The following is a 20895-nucleotide window of genomic DNA, read 5'->3' as shown; positions in this document are numbered from 1 at the left end:
TTGTTGAACCTACATCTTGGTAGATGACAAGACCATGTTTATTAAGAAGCGGCCTCACCAAGTTCAAAATATCAGGTAATGGAGCATATTTACTGCGATAATAAGGGTTTATTTCACTACTCTTTGGGTTTTTTATCTCATTCTGCACTTCGAGAAGTGCCCTTACAAGATTTTTCTTGTTTTCCATTTCTTCCATTTTGTGTCACCTCCGCAGGGCAAGTTGCCCAAGGTTTCCATAATATCTTATGTAACATATTATATATATACTTTGTTACATAAGACACCCTTAAAAGAAAAATCCTCTCCCCCTGAAAAAATGCGGGGGTGAGGAGGTTTTTTGCATCGCTTCGCGGAGGTGACGCAAAAAAATAGCCCCCCACCCCAAAAGTCATATCTGTTCCTACTTCTATATAAAGGGGAAATTTTTTCGTTTTCACGCACGGCCCCCCACAAAAAAGGGGAAATGAAAAAAGTGGGGGGAAAAGAAGAGAGGGGAGAGGGGCCCGGGGAGAGGGGAGAGAAGAAAAGGGGGGAAACTATAAAGACCTGCGAACAGCCTCCAACATAACATCATCATCAATCGTCGATGAAGGCCTGACAAACCATTTAACGCCTCTACCACGGCCGCGACTAACAGGTTCTATTTCGACAAGTCCATAGAGTTCAAGTTCTCTGAGAAGTTGTGAAAGTCTCCGTTGTGTAAGACTCCTAATCCCATATTGTCTCGCAATTTTGTCATAGATTTTGTATATTCTTGTAGAAGTTCCTTTTTTTGCTTTTAGAACTGCATATAAAAGGATTTTTTGGTTTTCTCTCAGTCCTGTTATGCTTTGTTTTATGAATTCGACTTCGACTTCGTCCTGAGCAACCCTCACGTTCTTTACTGTAACTTTATTCTGCTTGTTTCTTATTGCTATATCAGCCGCAGAAGTTAAAAGCTCGAGTGCATACCTTGCGTCCCCGTTACGCTGGGCCGCCATAGCTGCACACAACTGTATGACCCCGTCCTCTAATACACCATCATAGAAAGCTCTTTCTGCCCTATATTCTAGTATCTCTACCAATTGTGGTGCGTTATATGGTGGGAAGTTGATTTTCCTTGGCTGGAATGATGATAAAACACGTGGATCTGTGATCATATCCATGACCGTCAACTTGTTCGATATTGCAATAGTGCAAATGTTGGGCTCCCTTGACAAATGATAGAGCAATCTGTCACTATCCTTTGCAAGCATTTTATCGATCTCATCAAGAACAATAATAGTATCTTTACCTTTCACCTTTTCATGTATCTTTTCTATGATATCCATGAATCCAAATCCACGTTTTGGAGCATCTGCTATAATAGTAGCAATTTGATATGCAGTACCATCAGCCTTCACATACTTTATAGGAGCGTCAGTATACTTTTTAAGTTCATTTAGGACATATTTTATCGTGACAGTTTTACCCGAACCTGTGGGCCCAGTTATCAAAATATTCGGTGGTGTGGCCCCATCAAGGATGTATCCAAGGTATTGGCTTAGGATCTCAACTTCTTCTTTTCGGTCTTGCAGGGTGTCAGGGATGAATAATGGGCTGAGGACTCTTCTATCTTTGAAGATTCGGGGTCTTTTTTCAAACACATTTATTCCCTCATACAATTTTTTAATCGAAATTATGTTACCATTCATTTCTATTATACATTTTGGGCCCAGGTCACAGACACCAAATTTCGTCTGTAACTGAAAATATACCCTACAACTCCAGAATTTTTCGATTTGTGACAAAAGTTTCGAATGTTTCGATTGTAAAAAATACAAAGAAAAAACAAAAAACAGCTTAAACAAATGTAAAGTAAAAAATGAAACATTAGATGTCTTATAATGACAACAAATTATATATAATTTGATATTTCTTGATTTAGAGTTTTTAGATGATATCTTATGTAACTATTATATATATTATATAATATATTTTGTTACATAAGATATATAATATTCCGACCTGCGAAACCCACCCCCAAATCGAAATTCACGCTCCCAAGCTAACCTGGACCATGCGATACATTCTTGTTTACAGACGAAATTTGGTGTGTCAGTCTCGGCTAATTCTATACATTAATTGAATAATTTACACAACCTCAAATTTCATTTATGTTCACAGGCTTCCTTTTGAAGTTCCCATAACTTCATATAGATATTGAGGCTAGTGTAGTTTCCTATGGCCTTACAAAAAAAGGAAAAGAAATCATCAAAAACAAGAGAACTTTGTCACGGTTTAAATTTCTGAATGTTCATTTCCTTACTTTTAACGATTTTATAATGTCTTCGGCAACCCCATTAGATAGAAGGTCACACGTTACTAAGAAAGCCCTACCATCTTTCGCAAAAACATAGAAATCTAAACGAGGTTCATCTGAATAGTACTTAGTATAATGCACATCTCCGATAGTTCCTTCATCTGACACACCAAGACTGTTAAGAGAAACATTATATTTAACATCCTCTAATGAAACATTCTTGGAAAAAGCCGCAATTGATACCATATGCCCTTCCTTGTCCTTAATCTCGACAAGTTCACAAACACTTTCAGTGGCATTGAGTTTATGGACTGTGACGTTCCAGTCCTTTGGGTACTCAAAAGAAATGTATTCCCCCGAGAACGTGTTAGTACCTGGATTCAAAATACTATATGTTTACAGACGAAATCCACACATTGATAATGATATTTATTATCTACAGGTGAAATCTTTCTTCAAATCAAGACCTACCTATCCCAACAATAGATTTTATGAAATAACATGGAAAGTATTAACATAGTGGGGTACATTCCCGTTACAAATCGAAATCCGTGTGTAAATTTCATCTGATAAATATTAACACAAGGGATGGTACATACTTTGCAATCGAAATTTAGTGGGTGGATCCACATCTTTTTACAATTCCCAATCACTGTGTGTATACATACTCATAAAATTTTTATGTGAGACAATGTCCATATTTTTTAATAAAAAATATGAAGGGTTTTTTCATGTCCCAGAAGATTAAATACAATAATTTTGAAAAAGGAAAAAAAGAAGCTAGGATAGGCCTTGATAGCGAAAAAGAGTTAATATACTTGATTAATAATGATAAGGATTTTAGAAATCTCTTTTTGAATTGTTTGAATAAACTAAATTTCAAATTTGTCCAAGAAATCAAGGCATTTAAAGATAAAGGTGTTAAATCTGATATTTTAATTACTGATGGTAACAAGCGATTAGGTATAAGTATGAAGTCATATTCAAAAATGGATTTTCATCAGTTAGACAGAAGATCACTCGATAGATGGAAAGAAGAAATAAATATGCCTATTAAAATCTACAATGTTTTAAGAGAATCTATTTTAAGAAAAGCTAAAAATAGCAATAGTAAATTTATTGTCGATAAAGACAAAAAAATAATACGTGAATTTTTTTCAAAAAACTTAGAAACGATTATACATAACATTTTTACAGGAGGAGAGTCTCATTTAAAATTACTTTTGATAAATGATAAGTCCAATAAAAAAATTTTTATTTTTAAAATGGAAGATGTTTTGAGATTTTTGGTTGGGGATATTAGACAAAAAATTTCTTTCACTCAACATGGGAATATACAACTTGGAAGATTTATTAGTGTTCAAAGAAAAGGTGGAGATGGAAGTCATATAAAAATACCAAAAACTAATTGGAAACATCCGGGAAATAACCTACAATTTAAATTTAAACCTTTAGCCTTTGCCACAGAAATTGAAAAATTAAACGTCATAAAAAATTGTAATATTAAATTCTGATTTCTCTAAGTATTTTATACATTCTTTTAACCTTTGATACGGGATTTTTCACTTTTAAAGCTTGAAAAATTTGTACGTCCAAATTTAATCTAAACTTTTTATCTAGTTGATCCCAGAAAGGATCCAATTCTTTATTTGATATCTCATTAAAAATTTTAAAAAGCCTTTTGATATCATCACTTTCTAAATTGTTGACATTAAGTAAAGGTATTTCCAAATAATCATTTTTCAACAATCTAGTCCAACTATTTGAAATCTTTCTTCCGAGAAGTATTAATAAACAATAAAAGAGTGTACTGTTAAACCACAATGAAAAAATTTGAGAATCTTCTTTTTTAATGTTTCTAATAATATAGAAATTTTTAGATGCAGCTATTTTTTCATCACTATAATTAGCAAAAACCCCTCTTTTTTTGAACTTTAAATCGACTTTATCAGGTAAAACTAAATGCCCAAAAGGCTCTTTTGTTATCATTTGCTTGTATACGTGCTTATACCATGACTTACCATAGGAATTAATGGCAGGAGAGGCAGCACCTGAATCTATACCCCATTCTACATAATACTGTAAATCTTTTGGCAAATTTTCTTTATCCACAGACAGAGAAAGCATATAGGTATCTACCGGACTCTGGATAATTTTATCATACATACTTGGCCTTCTGAAAGTCCTAACTAAAAATTTTTTATCAATTGTAATTTTTTTTCCATTTTCTGGATTAAATATCTTGACATAACTAGAATTTTCGTTGATCATATCCCAATACTTGTTTGGAATGAAAAAAAATTCTGGGCCGTACATTTCCACGCCACGGACTATACTTCTTGATCCTAAAACATCTTTCCAATATCCTATAGTATCATTTTCTAGTCCTTCTGAAATAATTTCAAGTAAGAAATTTCTTAAATTTCTTTTTCTAAAGAGAGATAACCAGTTAATGTCTAAAAATGATGGTAAATGATTTATATCAAATAATTCTTTTGAAAAATGTTTGCTGTGATTATTTTTATCACTACTCAATAAAAAATCTGCTATTTCGTGATAATTGCTTCTATTAATTTCAGAGAAGAGCGTATAAAACTTCTCGCTAACTTGAGTTCTTTTCTTTAAAGCTGCTAAAATAACTTCCTTAAATCCACTACCTTCAGAGAAAGAAGCTCTTGATGAACTTTCTAATATCCCCAAAGTTTTGTAATTATTCTTTAATAATGTTTTGTAACCTTTACCATAAATTGTGTAAAATGTTGAAACTGGAAGGACAGAAGTTAATAATCCGCCCTCTTTCAATATCAAATCACACAAGTAAAGGCAAAGCGTCTGTAGACTTATTTCTTTACGAGTAATGTATTTTTTATACCCCCAATCCATGACTAATTTCAGTAAAAATTTTCTACGTTCTCTTTCTATGTTTTTCCATCTAGTAAAAGGAGGATTTGTAAGTATTATGTCAGCTTTTGGTAATTTAGAATCGTTTAATCCCGAAAAGTTTTCTGAAACAACTTTGAATGCATCTCCAATGATAATATTAACCTTTTCGCTTTTTCCATTTAAAGCATTTGTAATAGCAGTATATGCAATTAGTGCAGGTAATGGTAATGGTTCTACTCCCCAGACTTTCCTTACTTTCTCATGGCCTATAAGTTGAAGGGTAGGAGTAACAGCTCTGCCCGAACCTATAAAAGGATCTGATATTGTTATCTTGTTTTTCTTTTCTTTTAAATAATTCTTTACTAGCAAAGCCATGAATTCTGAAGCTTCTTCAATTGTATAATAAGTTGCAAGTTTCTTTTTCTTTTCCTGAGGAATCAATTTTTGGACTTTAATTTGACATTCTTTGAGTGAAAAGTTAGCATATGGGAATTTAGACTCTATAAATTGAATTTCTTTTGGGGTCAACTTGTCTAATATACTTGTGACATTGTTTTCTTGGTATTTTAATGATGCAATATCTTCGTTTAGGCATTTAGTTAATTCTTTTAGAACAGAAATCAAAATTTGAAAAGTTTCTTTCTTATAGGGAGTAATATTCAATTTTTTTAATAATTCCTTTTCCATAATTTTCCCCTTTCTTTTGGATGTTATTTGTCCATTTTACCTTTTTTTGCTACTGAAGAAATGAATGACTTTTCGGCTAACCAAGCCAACACGATATTTCTAACAATATCAGCGTCTTTTTCTCCGAATTCGCCTCTTAATTTCTCTATCAAGTTCCATTGGCTCTGATTAAAAGTAACCTGCACCCTTTTTTTATGATTACTCATATTAGACACACCATTTACACATATGAAACATTCAATATATAAAGTTTTCTAATAGGAACATCATAAAACAACATAATAAGCAGTAGTTGATACTATTTTTGGATGTGGAGCTGGATTTCATATAATCGAAATATAAAAAATTTAATGTTTCAATAAAGATTATAAGGAGCTGATATGATTGAGTAAAGTGAAAGATGCTTTAATATGTATTATTCCTATAGCGGTTTTTTTCTTTTGGTTGGCTGGTTTTTTTGGCCGCAAACAACACCCAAAACCAAGAATACCAAGAAACTGGGACATGGCAGTCACATGACCCCTGCCCCGAATTTGGGCAATCACCAATCATAAAAGAAACTATAAATCTCCCGAATGGCTCAACAGGTTACAAGTGGAAATGTCCACATTGCAATGCAACTGGTGAGAAAATATTTTAACTGATGGCAAATCTTATAGTTTAGTCTTAGTTTTTGACTTTTCCACCAGCTCCACGTATTATTCCCTGGGTTTTTCTATTGCTTTTCTCTTTGTCAATTTTTCTAGGATGATTTCGAATATTCCTCTGTTTTGTAATCTTTCTACTTCATTTTCTAAGTGGCTGATTTGTTTTTCCCTTTTCTTGTACACTTCTTCTAGGTGCCTGTATTCATTTTTTAATTTGTCATAATTGGCTTGTATTTGGCCTAGTTGTTTTGTTAGTTGTCTGTTTTCTTCTAGTATTTTTTGATGTTTTTGGTGGGTTTTTATTAGTTCTTGGAATTCTTGTTTTGGGATTATGCATATTTCTTCGTCGCATTTGAAGTCTTGTGATTCGACTTCTTCTTTTCTGAGGTTGATTGTGTATTGTGTGGTGGTGTATTGGCGGCCCTTGCGTTTGTATTTGCGTTCATAACATTTGATTGTTGAACTTAGATATTTCATATTGTAGTCTATTGTAGATTCTACAATATAATATTGTAGTCTATTGTAGATTGTAGATAGTCTATTAGATATTATTTGGGTGTTTATTGTAGTCTATTGGTGGTCTACTGTAATCTATTATATGTTACGGTAGATTATTGTTGAATCTATTGTAGTCTATTGGCAGGTTACAATAGTCTATTGTATATGCTGTTAGGAAGAAGTTTTAAGTGTAATTTTGGCAATAATGCGGATTGTGGGGGGCTTGATTTTAATGCCCTATCTGATATGTGACAATTGTGGTACTTATTATTCAATTGAAGATGACGAGGAGATATTCGAAATTTGTGATTGTGGAAGCAAACTCAGATATTATGAAACTCTACTTGAATATTCGGAATACGCAAGGTCACAGGAGCCAGAACCGGTAAGAAAGTTCATAACATTGCGAAGAGCTTACACTGAAAACAAAGCTTATGATTATAGACTAATAGAGATCATAGGAGTAAGTATGGGCATAATAGGTTTCATTTGGTTAATAAACGGCTTCTTATTGGCCATTCTCAGTGTATTTGCAGGTATAATAATATTAATATATGGTATATGCGAAGGATACAGTTGGAAAAAAGGATTAGAAGGAGAAAAGATAGTAAATGATGAATTAGAAAAATTACCTGAGGGTTATTTTATTTTCTATGATGTGAAATTACCTGGTGACACAGGGAATATTGATCATGTAGTAATCGGATCAAATGGGATCTTCGTAGTTGAAACTAAAAGCTACGAAGGCGAATACCTCATAAAAGGAGATGAGTGGTACTTGAAAGAGGGCAGCATATTAAACCCAAAATGGAAAAAAGTAACCAGAAGACCTGGTAAACAAGCAAAGGCCAACGCACTGGCTTTAAGAAACTTCTTAATAAAAAATATTGGCACCAAGAGACCTTGGGTTCATGCTATTGTCGCTCTCGTAGGTCAAAGGCCCTTAAAAATAAAAACAGAATATTATACAATTTTACAACCGCAAGAAATACCAGAGTTCATCACAAACAAGAAGGGAAGACTCACCAAAAATTTCAAGGAAGAGTCCATAGAATTAATCGGCCCATACAGTGCAGAAATTTCATTCATGTAATATCTTCAAAAGAATAATTAAAATAAGAAAAAGATTAAACTGCAAGTCTCTCTTGTAACTGCTCTGATACTATCGTCCCAAACGAAAACATCATTCCTTTCGATTTCTCTGTATCCAAAACAAAGTATTTTTCAGCGTCTTCAAGTGCATGTAATGGGTAGAATGCTGTCAGTACATTATATGTTACAATGTATGGTCTTGCTCTGAATTTGTAGGCTAGTGTTTTGAACTTCCAAATGTGTCTTTTCAGTATTTTGAATTTTTCCTGATATGGTAATAGTATCATGAATAAGTAAATTGCTTCACCGTCGCCTGCTATTGCAAGATGCAGTTCAGCATCTTTTAGCAATCTCATTTCAAAGTCATATTCTTTAAGTTCATTTCTGATTTCCATAATTTTCCTTACCTTCTGAAAATTTTCAATACTAGACATAAACGGCCTCCTTTCTTTTTTGGAGAAAAAAATAAAAACCGCGCCCGAGCGCAAGCGAGGGCGCGGACTAATCATAGGGTTGGGCGGGCGGGTATAACCACTCTATGTGTAGATTATTTGGAATTGGTTGTTTATTGTGGCCCTGGTTATTCTTTTTATTGTTTGTCGTTGTCGGCCTTTCACGTTCTGGACGGTTGTAGTTTTGCTGTTTTCGTGTGCGGTGCCTTTTAGTTTTTGTGTGTATTGTATTGTCTTGGCTGTGCGCTCAGCATTGTATGTGTATTGTGTGATTTTGATTTGGGCGCCGCGGTGTAGGTTTCCAAGGTTTATTGTCCTGGTTCCGCCTGCTCCCAGGTAGAAGTTATATGATCTGTTTATTGTTGTTGAGCCGTCTGTTATCGTTAGGTAGATGACGTGTCTTTGTCTTACACCTGTGGGGTTTGTTATGATTAGTTGTATTTTGTTGGTGTCGGTGATTCTGAGTGCTGTGGTAGGACTGGCTTGGAATATGCTGAGTAGGCTTAGGTCACAGGTTGTTTGGGTTGTGATGTTGTATGTGCCCGTCGTGGTGTCTGGTTTGACTTTTAGTGTTAGGGTTAGTGTTGCGTTTTCACCGAGCGGGTCATCATTTTCGTTGTCGTCGTTGTCGTATGTTAGTGTGCCGATCGTCCAGATTCCTGTTTGTGGGTTGAATGTTCCTTTGGTGGCTGTGTAGGATTGGTATTCTACATTGCTGGGCAAGTTTATTTGCATTTTTGTATTGGTTGCATTTTCCACTCCCATATTCACGATGGTGACAGTGTAATTGAATACCTGCCCTGGCGCTAGACTACTGGGTATTCTTGCTGTGCTTTTCAGGTCTGTGAATGGTACTTCAATGTCTATCCTGGCGTAGTTGTTGGTTCTGTTTTCATCGTTGTCGGCTCGTAGGAAGAATTGTCCTGTGAGTGTTCCGGTTCCGTTTACGAGGCAGTAGAATGTTGCGCTTGCTACTCCGTAGTATCCATCTCCAAGGTACCATGTGCCATTTTCGTATGTTCCATGGGTTACTGTTACATCTTCTATTTTGAGCCGAGGCGTGATGTAGGATTGTACCGTCACATTATCCAAGCTATAGCCCTGATCAGATGGGATAGTGTCCACTACGACTTCTATTTGGACATGGTCGCCCACTTTGGCAGTTGTTTGGTTTGTGTATACTTCATAGAAGTAGCCATCCGCCGCCGAAGCCGAACCTGTCATAATAAACAGGGCGAGGCCTAATAGCAGGATAGCTATTGGATATTTTTTCAAAGTGTATCACCTCCAATCCCCTTTTGTGATAATATATTTTATAAGATTAGTATTATAAACTTTAAGGCCTTAAAACGGCTCAGATTCTGAAAAGAACGATCAAATAAAACTCATATCAACATACTAAATCCAATATTATTATAAAAAGATAATAAAAAGAACATAGCATCAAATGCACATTTTCCGTACCTGAGCGCAAGCAAAAAATAGCTCCGATATATCATTACTTCTCTTCTTATCTGAAAATTTATTTACCCCAGTATAGAAAAAGCTAAAACAGGAAAAAAAATAGAAGGTGATTAGGACCATGAAAAAATATATCCTAGTCACCTTATTAGTGGCTTTAGTTTTTTTAGCCTTGACCACCCTCCAAGCCAAAAAACAAGAACAAACAGCGAGCTACCAAGATAACATCCTAAGCTTCCAATACCCCAAAGACTACAAAGTAAAAATAAGTAAACCATCGGATCAACTAGGAGATTGCAAATGGGGTCAAACATTCTTCAGCGCTAAAAAAGAACCTTTCCTTGGAATCTTCGGCGAAAATAAAAAAATTCAAATGATAAGGCTCGACTATAGCAGCGAAAATTTCAACGACATCCAAGAAGCAATACTATACAATTACCAAAGCCATAACCAAGTCTCAGAACTTATGACAATGAACATCAGCACCAGGCCAATAATATACTACAAAAGCGCTTGGCCGGCCAAAGAAGGCGGATACAAAGAAGCATGGTACATTTTCATCCCAATCAACGAAACAACATTCTACATGATAGAATACACAGAAAAAGTAAACAACTATAACCTGTCAGCCACAAACTTCCCCAAAGACTTAGAGATGATCCTGAACACTCTCAAAATCAAAACAAAAGCCCCAGAAATAGAATCCACAGAACCTACAAGTTCCGGATCTACGAGTGGATCCCACATGCTAACCCCAGAAGATATCCTTGAAATCATGAAACCATATGCATCCGCTGACACGATTTTAGATGTTTACCTCGGCGAGGACGGCTACTATCATGTCACAGCTTATGACGCCAAACACCCAGAATACGGAGCAATAGGCGGCGCAACAGTAGACCCCTACACCGGAGAAATCATATCTGCATTAGGATAAAACGCCCCCCATCCTCTCCTTTCTTTTCCCTTTTTTCTCCTTTTTTTTGCCATGGATAAAAGATGAGAATAATATCATAAATTTCAGGCCAAAAAACAAGGTTAGGAAAAAATGAACAAAATACGATTTTATTGGCGTCGTATCCTGTTTAGCAAACTACCATTTTTAGACTCGTAATTTCTTATGTATTTGCGGATGGCTTTCCTTAGTATCTCACTTTTTGATCTGGTCTCTAAATAGCTTAGGATTTCGAGTTTGCATGCTGTCCGCGCGTCTATGTATACTTTTTGCGTGTACATTTTTCTGTTAGTGTATATTCGTTCGATCTTTTTGAGCATTTCATGGATTTTGGTTATTTCGGGTTTTCTTTTCACCATCCTTATTCCCCCACTTCCTCTTCTTTTTCTTGAGGTGTTGAATTTGCATTAACCGGCTTACCTTGGTAAGTGGACTTAGGGTAAACAGGGTAATAAACTGGATAGTAGTTTACTTGGCCTCGATTGTCATCTAATACGTCGATGAATACGCTACCATTTGGAAACGGGTGGATCCACATGTCATTTGAGGGGTTGTTGATGCTTATGTGAAAATTAGGGTATGTCGAGTTTGTTGAATTGTGCCCTGTACTGTTTGTCCAGGATGTTATCGCTGATGTGAATGGGCCATGGGGCAAAAGTACTAGTACAGTAAGTAATGCGAGGATTATGGTTGTTGAGAGTATTCTTTTTTCCCTTGCTTTATTGCCAGTGTATTTCCATTGTACGCCGTAGCGTTTTTCTTGTAATGGCCATAAAAACCGACATCCTGTTGGTGTTATGCAATCTAAAAGTATGTGGGATAATATTCCTGCTGTTAGGGCCGCGCCGATTGTCATGTCAAAGAACAGGTAAATCAGGATACATGGTATTATGGTGAATAGGTTGTGTAGTTGTCTTCGATGTTCATTGAAGATTGCTTTTTCTGAGAAGTCAATGAGAAGGCTTGCAATGATTGTGATGATGAAGAATTGTATTGTCAGTTCTGTTCTGAATAGGTAGCCTATTATTGCTCCTATAAATATTGCGAAAATGGCGTGTGTGTACCATTTCATTTTATCTCATCCTTTCCCGCGCCCGAGCGCAAGCGAGGGCGCGGAGGTAACATCTCAAACATCAATTTGTTGCCACATAAAACCAGAAGGCGTACCATACTGCCCCCAGGACTATCATAATTGTGACATGTAATAGAAGGAGATGGGTTATGTCGTTCATGCGGTTCACATTATTTTTTGATCCAGAGCAATGTTCTGGCTATTATCGTCCCAAACCATACAGACGCAAGTATGATGTAAGCCATTAGACCCGATAAATCCATTGCCACTCTCAAATACAAAAGGAATGCAACCGTCCCCGCAAATATAATTAATGGGACAGTTATATCTATAAATTCATCCTCACCGATTATTATCATATCCTTTAACAATCTGGCGTGGTATTTTTCTGTCCTTCCCCTTATGCTACAAAATAATTGTACGTTCTCTATTATGTCTAAGAAGATTCGCATCGTGCTCTTGGACATCTGCTGAAGATCATTGAATACTATGAGCGTATCAGTGTTTTTTGTTTTCTTTTTAATTTCATTCACGATCTCGTTCGTCGTATACTTTTTGTATATAGTGTTCCTTGCCGTCTTAGTCAACTTTGAAAGTATTTCCGAAGCAACCTCCTTCGCAGGATTTATATGCTTCAAAAAAATCTTCTCATGGCCAGTTTCCAAATCCATATAGTCTTCCACATCCTTGTACTGAATCGCAACATTTTCACCATCCTGTAGGTGCAAAATTATCTTTTTCTCCAAACCTTTCACCTCCGCGACCAAATTAAATAGGTAATATTATTTCATTATTTTATATTAAAATCTTACGATTTCAAAAATAAGTATTATCAAGTATTACAAAATAATGGTGGTATTGTGGTGACGATAGCTTTGACACCCCTTAACACCAAAGAAAAAAAGAACCACCAAAACAAGTAATACACCGCATAATATGGTGATTTTTCAACCTTTTAAGACACTTCCAACTTATTGGCCGTAGAATAAAAAAATAAGTTCTTAGCACATTTTTAGGGTGGTGGTATTTTCAGGGTTTTCACCTATATATATAATATTTTTTCACCACTAGTGTTTTTCTTCTTACTTCATATCCTTTCCATGGCTTATGTATGAACACTTAAAAGAGGAAAGTGGCAGGGGATCTCGCATCTCTTCAGAAAATCTTATGTAACATCATGTTTTGTATATCAATATTTGTGTTACATAAGATAAAGGAGATTTCTAAAAAATTCCGCGCCCGAGCGTAAGCGAGGGCGCGGCTAATCATAGGGCGGGTGGGCGGGCAAGACTAGTCTTAAATGGGTTTGTTTTGTTATTGAATAAAGAAAAAGTTGGTGAAAATGTTAAATCTTTTTAAGATGTTTTTAAAATTGTTAAAATAAATTTAGTTTTCTTTTTATCATTTTTTAAGTGTTCTTTTTGTGTCGTTTATCTCCCCTAAATCTTGTATTATTTGTTGATACTTTTGTATTATTGTTTCTTTTTTTGGCCTTTGGAGGTCTTCATGATTTTGAATTTTTACTGTTCTTGTTTTCAGTGTATTTTATTAAAATTCAGTGACTATAACACGTTTTTCAAAAATTTAAGGTTTTTTTAACAAGTCGTCTATCTTTATAAATGGATTGCATTATTAGGGATCGCCGACACAAAACATTAAATAAAAACAACAAGAAAAAGAACAAAACAAAAACAAGAAAAAAACCGCCCTATTAAAATCAGACCAAAATGGGATTGAAATAAACTTGCCTTATGAGGGCATTAACATGATCTGAGAGTATTAAAATCAGACCAAAATGGGATTGAAATCTGAGTAAAAGTATCTTGTTGGCTGGTGCATTTGGTATTAAAATCAGACCAAAATGGGATTGAAATCTGTAACCCATCAAGAACCCTACACGTGGGAGGAGACATTAAAATCAGACCAAAATGGGATTGAAATCCGGGGGTGGTCAGCAGCCTCTAAGTGAGGAGGGGCATTAAAATCAGACCAAAATGGGATTGAAATCGGATAAACTCGGCATATTCTCGGCTAATCTCATCGGATTAAAATCAGACCAAAATGGGATTGAAATCGGACTCACGAGGCATCACTGTCTTTCTAATGATGATATTAAAATCAGACCAAAATGGGATTGAAATGCGAATCCGCAAGTGGAGAGGGCGGCGAATCGACAACATTAAAATCAGACCAAAATGGGATTGAAATTTGGCCTCACAACGCACACTCACCGGCAAAACCCTCCCCGTCATTAAAATCAGACCAAAATGGGATTGAAATCAGCTCATAACTTTATATGACATGTTGGCTTCTCTTGATTAAAATCAGACCAAAATGGGATTGAAATCTTGCAAAACTGGATTGGTCAACGTCGAAGATTAATTAAAATCAGACCAAAATGGGATTGAAATGTGTGAGAGAACTTGAAGAATACACACTCGTAGAATTCAAATTAGATTAAAATCAGACCAAAATGGGATTGAAATGTAGAACTATTAGGCAGATATTCAAAGAATTATATTATTAAAATCAGACCAAAATGGGATTGAAATCATGTCTTTGATTGCCTTTGTGAGGGTTAGGTTTTCATTAAAATCAGACCAAAATGGGATTGAAATCCCGGCAGGCCTGTAATAGTAAGTAGACCTGCCAATTAAAATCAGACCAAAATGGGATTGAAATTATTATCTCTATAGCGACTATCATATATAAATGTTTATTAAAATCAGACCAAAATGGGATTGAAATTCTCGCCCTCAACTGCGAGCGTCACCGCAAAAACATATTAAAATCAGACCAAAATGGGATTGAAATAAAAATTTCTCCAGTTTCGTCATTAAGAAAAAGAAGTCGAATTAAAATCAGACCAAAATGGGATTGAAATGTGGAAGCGTCTGAGCGTGTCCTCCCCAACCTTCCATTAAAATCAGACCAAAATGGGATTGAAATGTCTTCTGAGCTTTGTTAGCCGCGTCGGTGTAACCAAAATTAAAATCAGACCAAAATGGGATTGAAATGAACAATATTATAGCATCCGCGCCTGCCATCCGGGATTAAAATCAGACCAAAATGGGATTGAAATTAAAACCCATACTTCTTTTTTCATTTTTTATCACCTATATTAAAATCAGACCAAAATGGGATTGAAATGTTTAAGGGTTTTGTTCGTTATAGTAAAGAATAACGAAGTTAAGCATCTGTTATAAAGTAGCCGAAAGCAAAAAAACTCAAAAATTTTATGTAACGCAATTTCCATGGCAAAATACAAATATAAGAGTGGCACGACAAAAAAAGATATATTTTGAAGTTATTGAAAATAAAAAATGTGATTGGGGAGGGGGGGCTCTTTATGATTGTAAAAACCCGCCCTAATTGCAAGTTCAAAAATTCAGAAAATGCTAGTTTTTATGTGAATTGTGATAAGGTCATTCATGCCTTAATTTCTAAAAAATTATGAGGGGTGTTTTATTGGATGTGAAAAAGCTGTTCATGGAAAATAAGAAAAAAATAGCCCTTATCGCAGTTATCATTGCAATCATCATAGTGATGTATGTGGCCTATAATGTATATGCTTACACTGTAATGGACAAAAACATGAAAGAAGCATACAAATTATGCGGAGAATACGATAAATTACTCAGTAAAATAAACAATATGAGCTATGAAGGTGCTGACACACAAACGTTAATCAAAGAAGTGAAAAAACTCAACGAAATATGTGATAAGATCATAGAATACGAAGAAAAAGCATATGCTGTCGCCCCAGAACCATACAAGGAATTTATTGGCATGAGACTCGAAAGACACCACCTACTAAAACTTTGGAGAGAAGCTTGGATTGACCAGCTTGAAGTACTTGAAAAAGGAGACTACCTAGCTGCAACAGAAATACAAACATCCATGGATGAACTCAGCAATAAAACATTCCAAATCAAGCAAGAAGAGGAAAAATTCCTAGCCAAACACCCAGATGTAGCAAAAATCGCCAGAGAATGGGAAAAAATTTATGAATATCATGAATCATCCTAAACACAAGAGGTATGTAAGTGTACTCATAATGTAAGGTTTCTACATTTCGCTTTCATGCGCCAAACACATAAAGGGCACAATTTTAAAACGCATACATAAGGGGGGTGGACTCTTTGGATACAACAACAAAAGCACTTATCGTGGGATGCCTAATCCTAGTCGGAACCCTATCATTCGTGTCAGGAATGCTATTCAGCGAAACATGGAAAACAACACAAAAACCAATAATCCACACAAACAACACCACAAATACCCCAAACAACAATACAAAAACAGATAACACACCACCAGCAACAGAAGAACCAGACGAAACTTCAGAAACAGGACCAGGCCACCACATATACGGCCCAGTCTACTATACATACGATGACGAAATTACCCACGACTGGGTAGCCTGGTATTATGACGCAGATGTAGGACAATACTTCTCAGAATATGAACACTGGGACCCAGAAGAAGGATGCTACCACGACTAACTTCCAAATGAAAAAAGTTTAGTAGGGGGCATATTCGATTTTGAGGATTTCAACGCCATTTTTCCCTACTTTGAACCATATGTCTCTATCGTTTTCTTCATCTATGGCTTGTCCATATAGATTTCCATGTTGAGCGAATATGATAGAGGCCTGTAGGACTTCAGGGGTGATTTTGAGTTTTTTGGCGAGTTTTTCTTTTATTTTTTCCATTTCATCCATTTCTTCATTCCTTGAAGAAGTTTTTTGGGGGGAGTTCATAAGTCGAACCCCCTTGATATTGCTTCCACAGTCCCTATTACGTAGTAGGGGTTTTTTGTTATGTCTTTTTCGTTGAGTACGTTTCTTAGATCTTTTATTCTTTTTTCTATTCTTTCGAGTTCTTCTATCGCCGCAATGAGGCGGTAGTCTTTCTTTGCGTTTTGTTTTAGTATTTTTTTCATTTCGGATATTCTCATTTTGCGTCACCTCCGCTTTATGGGATAGTAGTACTATACCACTACCCCACTACTATATAGTATATAGTACCCTATATATAAACTTTTCGGTTTCCACATTCCAAATCACAAATAACAAAATTGGAAGAAGGCGCAGTCCTTACTCATCAAAAAAATCTTATGTAACTAATATACATCCACAATGCGTTACATAAGACACCGAAAACCCAACTCACAACCCCCGCCACCCTACAACAAAAAATGAAAGACATAGAAAGCTGCCCGTGTTTCACATGAACTCCCCCTTTTCATTTACTGTTGTTTTTTTCGCCGAAGCGCAAGCGAAGGCGCATCCCAGCGAGACCGGAACGGAGCAAAGGTCACGCATTCAAAAAGCGAAAACCCCCAGGGTAACCCTAAACTAACATTTATATATACGATACAGCATATAGTAGTGTATACCGTTATACCCCTATAGGTATAAGGGGAGGTGCCGAATATGGATAAAATAGAAAGATTAAAAAAAGAAATAAGAGAACTCGAACAAGATTTAGAAAAGGTGAAAACCACAGCAGTAAAAAACGTGATAAAAAACATGATCATCAGAAAAAAAGAGGCCCTAAAAAGGGCTATCGCCTTGAAAAAACTCGAAGAAGAAACTGAATAAAGAATGTAGAGGTAAGGGGATTTCCAATAAGAGGTTGAAAACTTTTACACTTAAAAAATGGTGTGAAACCTGAAATCCCCTCACACTTAACATATCATACCCTCCCTATAATATCTTTTTTCCCTCTAGGGGGAACTACACATGATAATTAAAATTAAAAATCTGTGAAACACAATATTTCCAACCTCAGGAATCCTTTTCATAAAAGATGGAGTTCTTCACCTGCGAGTAGATAGAAAAAACAAAGTCTTAGGGAACCCATTTCCTATGAAAAATGAAAAAGAAAGAGAATCCGTAATAGAAAAATACAATGCATGGAAAATTATAAACAAGAAATATTGGCAGACAATAAAAAACATTAAAAAAGTATCCGAAAAAGAAAAAATAAAAGAAATACATTTATATTGCTGGTGTTACCCAAAAGCTTGCCATGCTGAAATCATAAAAAGCGACATCCTTCACCTTTTTGCTTGATAAGCTTTTTAGACAATTTTTTAAACCCACTTCATGATGCCCATATTCCCATACCTATTATTTTTTTCGGGTGGCCGAGCGCTAGCGAGGGCGCGGCTAATCCATAGGGTTGGGCAGGCGGGTAAGGCGGGCCTTAGTGTGCTTGTGGGGGGTTAATGGTTTGTTTGGGATTGGTTCGTTTTGGCGGGTTTATTTCGCTATAGAAATGCTCATAAGGAGAATAACCCTTTGTTTTTGGGAATTGAAAACTTTATAATATTGTGACAATTTTCACAATAATTTTTTTTATTATGTGAGGAAAAGCAATTTTTTGGGGGAGTTGATTTAAATGAGGGCTTTTGCACCATTATTATTACTAGGTGCAATAATGATGTGCATTGTTGGGATGACTTATGAACAACCAGTAACTGCAGAAGTATCATCATCAGCCACACAACCTTTACAAGCCAATGTTACTGAGACAATTGCAATCACAGCTACATGGAATGGCCAAGAAAATGGCACAATAGATCTAGGCAATTTACTCGCAGATAATATTGAGAAAAAATGGGAAGGCGGAGACACTCATGAACAAGTCCACACATATTCCAACGTGCCCATAGACCTCTATGTAAGAGCTGCAGGTGACTTACAAAGCGAATCTAATAGTATATCATTAGATCTTCTTAAGTATGCAGATTACGGCCAAAATGTCGCGAAGGCATCATTTACAACAAGTTACGTGAAAGTGTTAAGTGGTTGGGGTCCACCATCACAGTACCAACACCTTACGGCGCCTGTTGACCTTTTCCTGACTGTACCATTTGCAACACCACCAGGACTTTATACAACAACAATATTCCATGCAGCTGTCCAAGAAGGTGGAACAGCACCAACAACACCATAAAATTTAAATTTCCCCTTTCTTATTATCTTTTTTTGGGGTGAAAGTACAATGAAAAAAGCAACAGTTGTAACTTTGATATTATTGTTTTTGTTGCCTTCTATTTCCGCTGTGAATTTGCTTGTTTCACCAACACGTTTCGAAATAAAAAATACCACGCATTTTTCTGGGAAGATTACAGTTGAAAACTTTGGGAACGAAACAATAGATGTTACCATTGACAAAAAAAGGATCTTAAAGGACAAGATCCATCTTCTACTTCTTGATGGGGGTGCAGCCAATTGGATAAAAGTCAAAGAAACACAATTCATCCTAAAACCAAAAGAACATAAGGATATCCATTTCGAAGTTAACGTGCCCCCAAATTATGATTACAAGGATGCGGTGGGTGCTTTGGTTATAAAGGCAACGCCAAAGGTAACACCACAATCTAAAGGCGGCGGAACACAATTTATTATAATGCAAGGTACAGAAGTCATAGTCCCTATCGTTATAGGATTGCCAGGGCCCATCAAAGAATCTCTCAAACTCGAAAACTTCAAAACCCCCTTCATCATCATAACCCCACTACCTGGAGAATTTAGATACACACTTAAAAATACTGGTAACACTTATCAAAACTTCACAGGGACAATAACATTAAATGGATGGCTCACTGATACCAGAGTCAACTCCACCGGCGGAGTTTATCCCGGAGATGAATATAATGATGTCGTCACGTGGCGGCCTAAGCTATGGGATCTTGGAGTATATAGTGTAAATGCAAAGATAGAATATGGAAGATATAATCCACAAAAACCACTGGAAGCCACCAACCAAGTTATAGTGATACCTGGATGGCTTATAGTATTAATAATCTTGTTAATCGTTTGGAGATTCCTCAAAGGAAAAAGGATACCCCCAAAGATAGAAAAAGAATAATTGAGGTTCTTTTGAATTTCATGAACTACATAAATATGGATCTTAAAGGAACCTGGCATAACACATTTTCCAAGGGCCGAGATAAAAATAGGAAAAAGAGGATTTAATAATTTGATGTTTTATTGTGTACAGAGACTGGGCATTCAGGGTGGGGTCTGGGTAGGGGGTTTCGTGGTTTCTTATGTAACACCTAACATCTACACCGTTACATAAGACAAAAATGAAAAAACGAATCCGACCAACCCCTTATTTTGTTTCCTCTTTGGGGAGTTCTTTACCAACATAGAAACTTACAAGTTTGCCGTTTACTCTCTTATATCCGTACCAGTATGGGCCGTGTGGGCATTTTTCACAGTTGGGTTTTCCACAACTCACCTTTTCCAGCTGGTAAGTGACTTTCCCCGCCGGCCTAATCTTTAGCACTTCCCGGCCTTTCACAGACCCTGGAAATTGCTCCTTTTCCTTTTCTATTTGCTCCTGCAATTCCTGGATCCTCTTTTCAATGTACTTCTTCATCTCCTCTAACTTTTCCACGCTTTTCTGCCTGTCCACAATATCCCTGAAAGTTTTGATAACCATCCTTGGTCACCTGGTAGGCCTTGGAGTTGTTGTTGGTCGTGGCCGTGATGCGAGGTTGGCATCGTCGTCTTCGCTTGCGATTCCAAGGAGCGCTAAAATTTGGTATCTCCTTGCGTAGGTTATTGCGGATCCCATGGCTTGGGGTGTAGAACCTTTGTTTCCTTTAGCTTCCGGTTTCATGTATAATGGACTTGTGGTTAATGATTCCCCACTTTCATGAATGAGGTGGGTTCTCACACAAATTGCCCCGTCTCTTGTTGAACCTACATCTTGGTAGATGACAAGACCATGTTTATTAAGAAGCGGCCTCACCAAGTTCAAAATATCAGGTAATGGAGCATATTTACTGCGATAATAAGGGTTTATTTCACTACTCTTTGGGTTTTTTATCTCATTCTGCACTT

At 36.2% G+C, this 20895-nt stretch carries 23 protein-coding genes and 1 CRISPR repeat array; of the genes, 9 read left to right on the top strand and 14 right to left on the bottom strand.

The features are described from left to right. The 3 genes from H5T45_04815 to H5T45_04805 all read right to left on the bottom strand — a co-directional run. The coding region (locus tag H5T45_04815) for an ERF family protein (protein MBC7129036.1) at window positions 1-196 on the bottom strand (196 nt) is incomplete at its 3' end. A 340-nt stretch (window positions 197-536) separates the two neighbouring features. Next, entirely contained in the window at window positions 537-1673 is a 1137-nt protein-coding gene (gene tadA / locus H5T45_04810; GenBank protein MBC7129035.1) for a Flp pilus assembly complex ATPase component TadA, read from the bottom strand. A 602-nt stretch (window positions 1674-2275) separates the two neighbouring features. After that, the gene (locus H5T45_04805; protein MBC7129034.1) at window positions 2276-2665 is read right to left on the bottom strand and encodes a hypothetical protein; all 390 of its coding nucleotides are present in this window, start codon (window positions 2663-2665) and stop codon (window positions 2276-2278) included. A gap of 347 nt (window positions 2666-3012) precedes the next feature. Between H5T45_04805 and H5T45_04800 the strand changes: the two genes are divergently transcribed. Beyond that, the gene (locus tag H5T45_04800; GenBank protein ID MBC7129033.1) at window positions 3013-3795 is read left to right on the top strand and encodes a hypothetical protein; all 783 of its coding nucleotides are present in this window, start codon (window positions 3013-3015) and stop codon (window positions 3793-3795) included. On the opposite strand, the gene H5T45_04795 is transcribed toward H5T45_04800, so the two are convergent. The 3 genes from H5T45_04795 to H5T45_04785 form a co-directional block, all read right to left on the bottom strand. Continuing rightward, the gene (locus tag H5T45_04795; protein ID MBC7129032.1) at window positions 3785-5851 is read right to left on the bottom strand and encodes an N-6 DNA methylase; all 2067 of its coding nucleotides are present in this window, start codon (window positions 5849-5851) and stop codon (window positions 3785-3787) included. The genes H5T45_04800 and H5T45_04795 overlap by 11 nt on opposite strands. 23 nt (window positions 5852-5874) lie before the next feature. Beyond that, window positions 5875-6057: a CopG family transcriptional regulator gene (locus tag H5T45_04790; protein ID MBC7129031.1), complete on the bottom strand. Its 183-nt coding sequence runs from the start codon at window positions 6055-6057 to the stop codon at window positions 5875-5877. A 492-nt stretch (window positions 6058-6549) separates the two neighbouring features. Continuing rightward, window positions 6550-6975: a hypothetical protein gene (locus H5T45_04785; protein ID MBC7129030.1), complete on the bottom strand. Its 426-nt coding sequence runs from the start codon at window positions 6973-6975 to the stop codon at window positions 6550-6552. Between the two features lie 217 nt (window positions 6976-7192). Here H5T45_04785 and H5T45_04780 point away from each other — a divergent pair, with 217 nt between their 5' ends. Then, window positions 7193-8089 (top strand): NERD domain-containing protein, encoded by an 897-nt coding sequence (locus tag H5T45_04780; protein MBC7129029.1) that lies wholly within the window; start codon window positions 7193-7195, stop codon window positions 8087-8089. A gap of 34 nt (window positions 8090-8123) precedes the next feature. Here H5T45_04780 and H5T45_04775 read toward each other — a convergent pair whose 3' ends face one another. Together H5T45_04775 and H5T45_04770 are read right to left on the bottom strand one after the other, a co-directional pair. Next, the gene (locus H5T45_04775) at window positions 8124-8522 is read right to left on the bottom strand and encodes a hypothetical protein (protein ID MBC7129028.1); all 399 of its coding nucleotides are present in this window, start codon (window positions 8520-8522) and stop codon (window positions 8124-8126) included. Window positions 8523-8624: 102 nt separating this feature from the next. Beyond that, window positions 8625-9815, bottom strand: coding sequence for a DUF11 domain-containing protein (locus tag H5T45_04770; protein ID MBC7129027.1), 1191 nt, complete (start codon window positions 9813-9815; stop codon window positions 8625-8627). Window positions 9816-10122: 307 nt separating this feature from the next. Between H5T45_04770 and H5T45_04765 the strand changes: the two genes are divergently transcribed. Beyond that, entirely contained in the window at window positions 10123-10938 is an 816-nt protein-coding gene (locus H5T45_04765) for a hypothetical protein (GenBank protein MBC7129026.1), read from the top strand. Between the two features lie 379 nt (window positions 10939-11317). Here H5T45_04765 and H5T45_04760 read toward each other — a convergent pair whose 3' ends face one another. Together H5T45_04760 and H5T45_04755 are read right to left on the bottom strand one after the other, a co-directional pair. After that, window positions 11318-12028, bottom strand: coding sequence for a metal-dependent hydrolase (locus tag H5T45_04760; protein ID MBC7129025.1), 711 nt, complete (start codon window positions 12026-12028; stop codon window positions 11318-11320). Window positions 12029-12198: 170 nt separating this feature from the next. Further along, on the bottom strand, window positions 12199-12774 hold the full coding sequence (locus H5T45_04755) for a hypothetical protein (protein MBC7129024.1): 576 nt from the start codon (window positions 12772-12774) through the stop codon (window positions 12199-12201). 964 nt (window positions 12775-13738) lie between these two features. Continuing rightward, a CRISPR array of direct repeats spans window positions 13739-15178; the repeat unit is 30 nt; unit sequence ATTAAAATCAGACCAAAATGGGATTGAAAT. A 324-nt stretch (window positions 15179-15502) separates the two neighbouring features. Here H5T45_04755 and H5T45_04750 point away from each other — a divergent pair. Both H5T45_04750 and H5T45_04745 read left to right on the top strand, forming a co-directional pair. Then, on the top strand, window positions 15503-16057 hold the full coding sequence (locus tag H5T45_04750; protein ID MBC7129023.1) for a hypothetical protein: 555 nt from the start codon (window positions 15503-15505) through the stop codon (window positions 16055-16057). 113 nt (window positions 16058-16170) lie between these two features. Continuing rightward, window positions 16171-16533 (top strand): hypothetical protein, encoded by a 363-nt coding sequence (locus tag H5T45_04745; protein MBC7129022.1) that lies wholly within the window; start codon window positions 16171-16173, stop codon window positions 16531-16533. An 18-nt stretch (window positions 16534-16551) separates the two neighbouring features. On the opposite strand, the gene H5T45_04740 is transcribed toward H5T45_04745, so the two are convergent. Together H5T45_04740 and H5T45_04735 are read right to left on the bottom strand one after the other, a co-directional pair. Further along, window positions 16552-16752, bottom strand: coding sequence for a hypothetical protein (locus H5T45_04740; protein ID MBC7129021.1), 201 nt, complete (start codon window positions 16750-16752; stop codon window positions 16552-16554). A 35-nt stretch (window positions 16753-16787) separates the two neighbouring features. Further along, window positions 16788-16988: a hypothetical protein gene (locus H5T45_04735; protein MBC7129020.1), complete on the bottom strand. Its 201-nt coding sequence runs from the start codon at window positions 16986-16988 to the stop codon at window positions 16788-16790. A gap of 478 nt (window positions 16989-17466) precedes the next feature. On the opposite strand from H5T45_04735, the gene H5T45_04730 reads away from it, so the two are divergent. The 4 genes from H5T45_04730 (at window position 17467) to H5T45_04715 (ending at window position 19912) form a co-directional block, all read left to right on the top strand. Beyond that, entirely contained in the window at window positions 17467-17634 is a 168-nt protein-coding gene (locus H5T45_04730) for a hypothetical protein (GenBank protein MBC7129019.1), read from the top strand. A 174-nt stretch (window positions 17635-17808) separates the two neighbouring features. Then, on the top strand, window positions 17809-18108 hold the full coding sequence (locus H5T45_04725; protein MBC7129018.1) for a DUF4326 domain-containing protein: 300 nt from the start codon (window positions 17809-17811) through the stop codon (window positions 18106-18108). 328 nt (window positions 18109-18436) lie between these two features. Further along, on the top strand, window positions 18437-18994 hold the full coding sequence (locus H5T45_04720) for a hypothetical protein (GenBank protein MBC7129017.1): 558 nt from the start codon (window positions 18437-18439) through the stop codon (window positions 18992-18994). A gap of 48 nt (window positions 18995-19042) precedes the next feature. Further along, window positions 19043-19912 (top strand): hypothetical protein, encoded by an 870-nt coding sequence (locus H5T45_04715; GenBank protein MBC7129016.1) that lies wholly within the window; start codon window positions 19043-19045, stop codon window positions 19910-19912. 246 nt (window positions 19913-20158) lie between these two features. Here H5T45_04715 and H5T45_04710 read toward each other — a convergent pair whose 3' ends face one another. Both H5T45_04710 and H5T45_04705 read right to left on the bottom strand, forming a co-directional pair. Beyond that, a complete protein-coding gene (locus H5T45_04710; protein MBC7129015.1) occupies window positions 20159-20491 on the bottom strand; it encodes a hypothetical protein in 333 nt (110 codons plus the stop codon). A gap of 6 nt (window positions 20492-20497) precedes the next feature. After that, window positions 20498-20895 (bottom strand): ERF family protein (locus H5T45_04705; protein ID MBC7129014.1); only part of this gene is annotated, 398 nt, incomplete at its 5' end.

The sequence above is a fragment of the Thermoplasmatales archaeon genome (assembly GCA_014361245.1).
Lineage (GTDB): Archaea > Thermoplasmatota > E2 > UBA202 > JdFR-43 > JACIWB01.
The sequence above is the reverse complement of the archived record's forward strand: the minus strand, read 5'-3'. Positions and strand labels throughout refer to the sequence as shown.

What these genes read in the sequence shown, in the direction of transcription:
- H5T45_04790 (MBC7129031.1), bottom strand. Translation starts at nt 6,057, where the DNA reads ATGAGTAATCATAAAAAAAGGGTGCAGGTTACTTTTAATCAGAGCCAA.
- H5T45_04765 (MBC7129026.1), top strand. Translation starts at nt 10,123, where the DNA reads ATGAAAAAATATATCCTAGTCACCTTATTAGTGGCTTTAGTTTTTTTA.
- H5T45_04785 (MBC7129030.1), bottom strand. Translation starts at nt 6,975, where the DNA reads ATGAAATATCTAAGTTCAACAATCAAATGTTATGAACGCAAATACAAA.
- H5T45_04760 (MBC7129025.1), bottom strand. Translation starts at nt 12,028, where the DNA reads ATGAAATGGTACACACACGCCATTTTCGCAATATTTATAGGAGCAATA.
- tadA (MBC7129035.1), bottom strand. Translation starts at nt 1,673, where the DNA reads ATGAATGGTAACATAATTTCGATTAAAAAATTGTATGAGGGAATAAAT.
- H5T45_04795 (MBC7129032.1), bottom strand. Translation starts at nt 5,851, where the DNA reads ATGGAAAAGGAATTATTAAAAAAATTGAATATTACTCCCTATAAGAAA.
- H5T45_04735 (MBC7129020.1), bottom strand. Translation starts at nt 16,988, where the DNA reads ATGAGAATATCCGAAATGAAAAAAATACTAAAACAAAACGCAAAGAAA.
- H5T45_04715 (MBC7129016.1), top strand. Translation starts at nt 19,043, where the DNA reads ATGAAAAAAGCAACAGTTGTAACTTTGATATTATTGTTTTTGTTGCCT.
- H5T45_04730 (MBC7129019.1), top strand. Translation starts at nt 17,467, where the DNA reads ATGGATAAAATAGAAAGATTAAAAAAAGAAATAAGAGAACTCGAACAA.
- H5T45_04710 (MBC7129015.1), bottom strand. Translation starts at nt 20,491, where the DNA reads ATGGTTATCAAAACTTTCAGGGATATTGTGGACAGGCAGAAAAGCGTG.
- H5T45_04720 (MBC7129017.1), top strand. Translation starts at nt 18,437, where the DNA reads ATGAGGGCTTTTGCACCATTATTATTACTAGGTGCAATAATGATGTGC.
- H5T45_04740 (MBC7129021.1), bottom strand. Translation starts at nt 16,752, where the DNA reads ATGGATGAAATGGAAAAAATAAAAGAAAAACTCGCCAAAAAACTCAAA.
- H5T45_04800 (MBC7129033.1), top strand. Translation starts at nt 3,013, where the DNA reads ATGTCCCAGAAGATTAAATACAATAATTTTGAAAAAGGAAAAAAAGAA.
- H5T45_04775 (MBC7129028.1), bottom strand. Translation starts at nt 8,522, where the DNA reads ATGTCTAGTATTGAAAATTTTCAGAAGGTAAGGAAAATTATGGAAATC.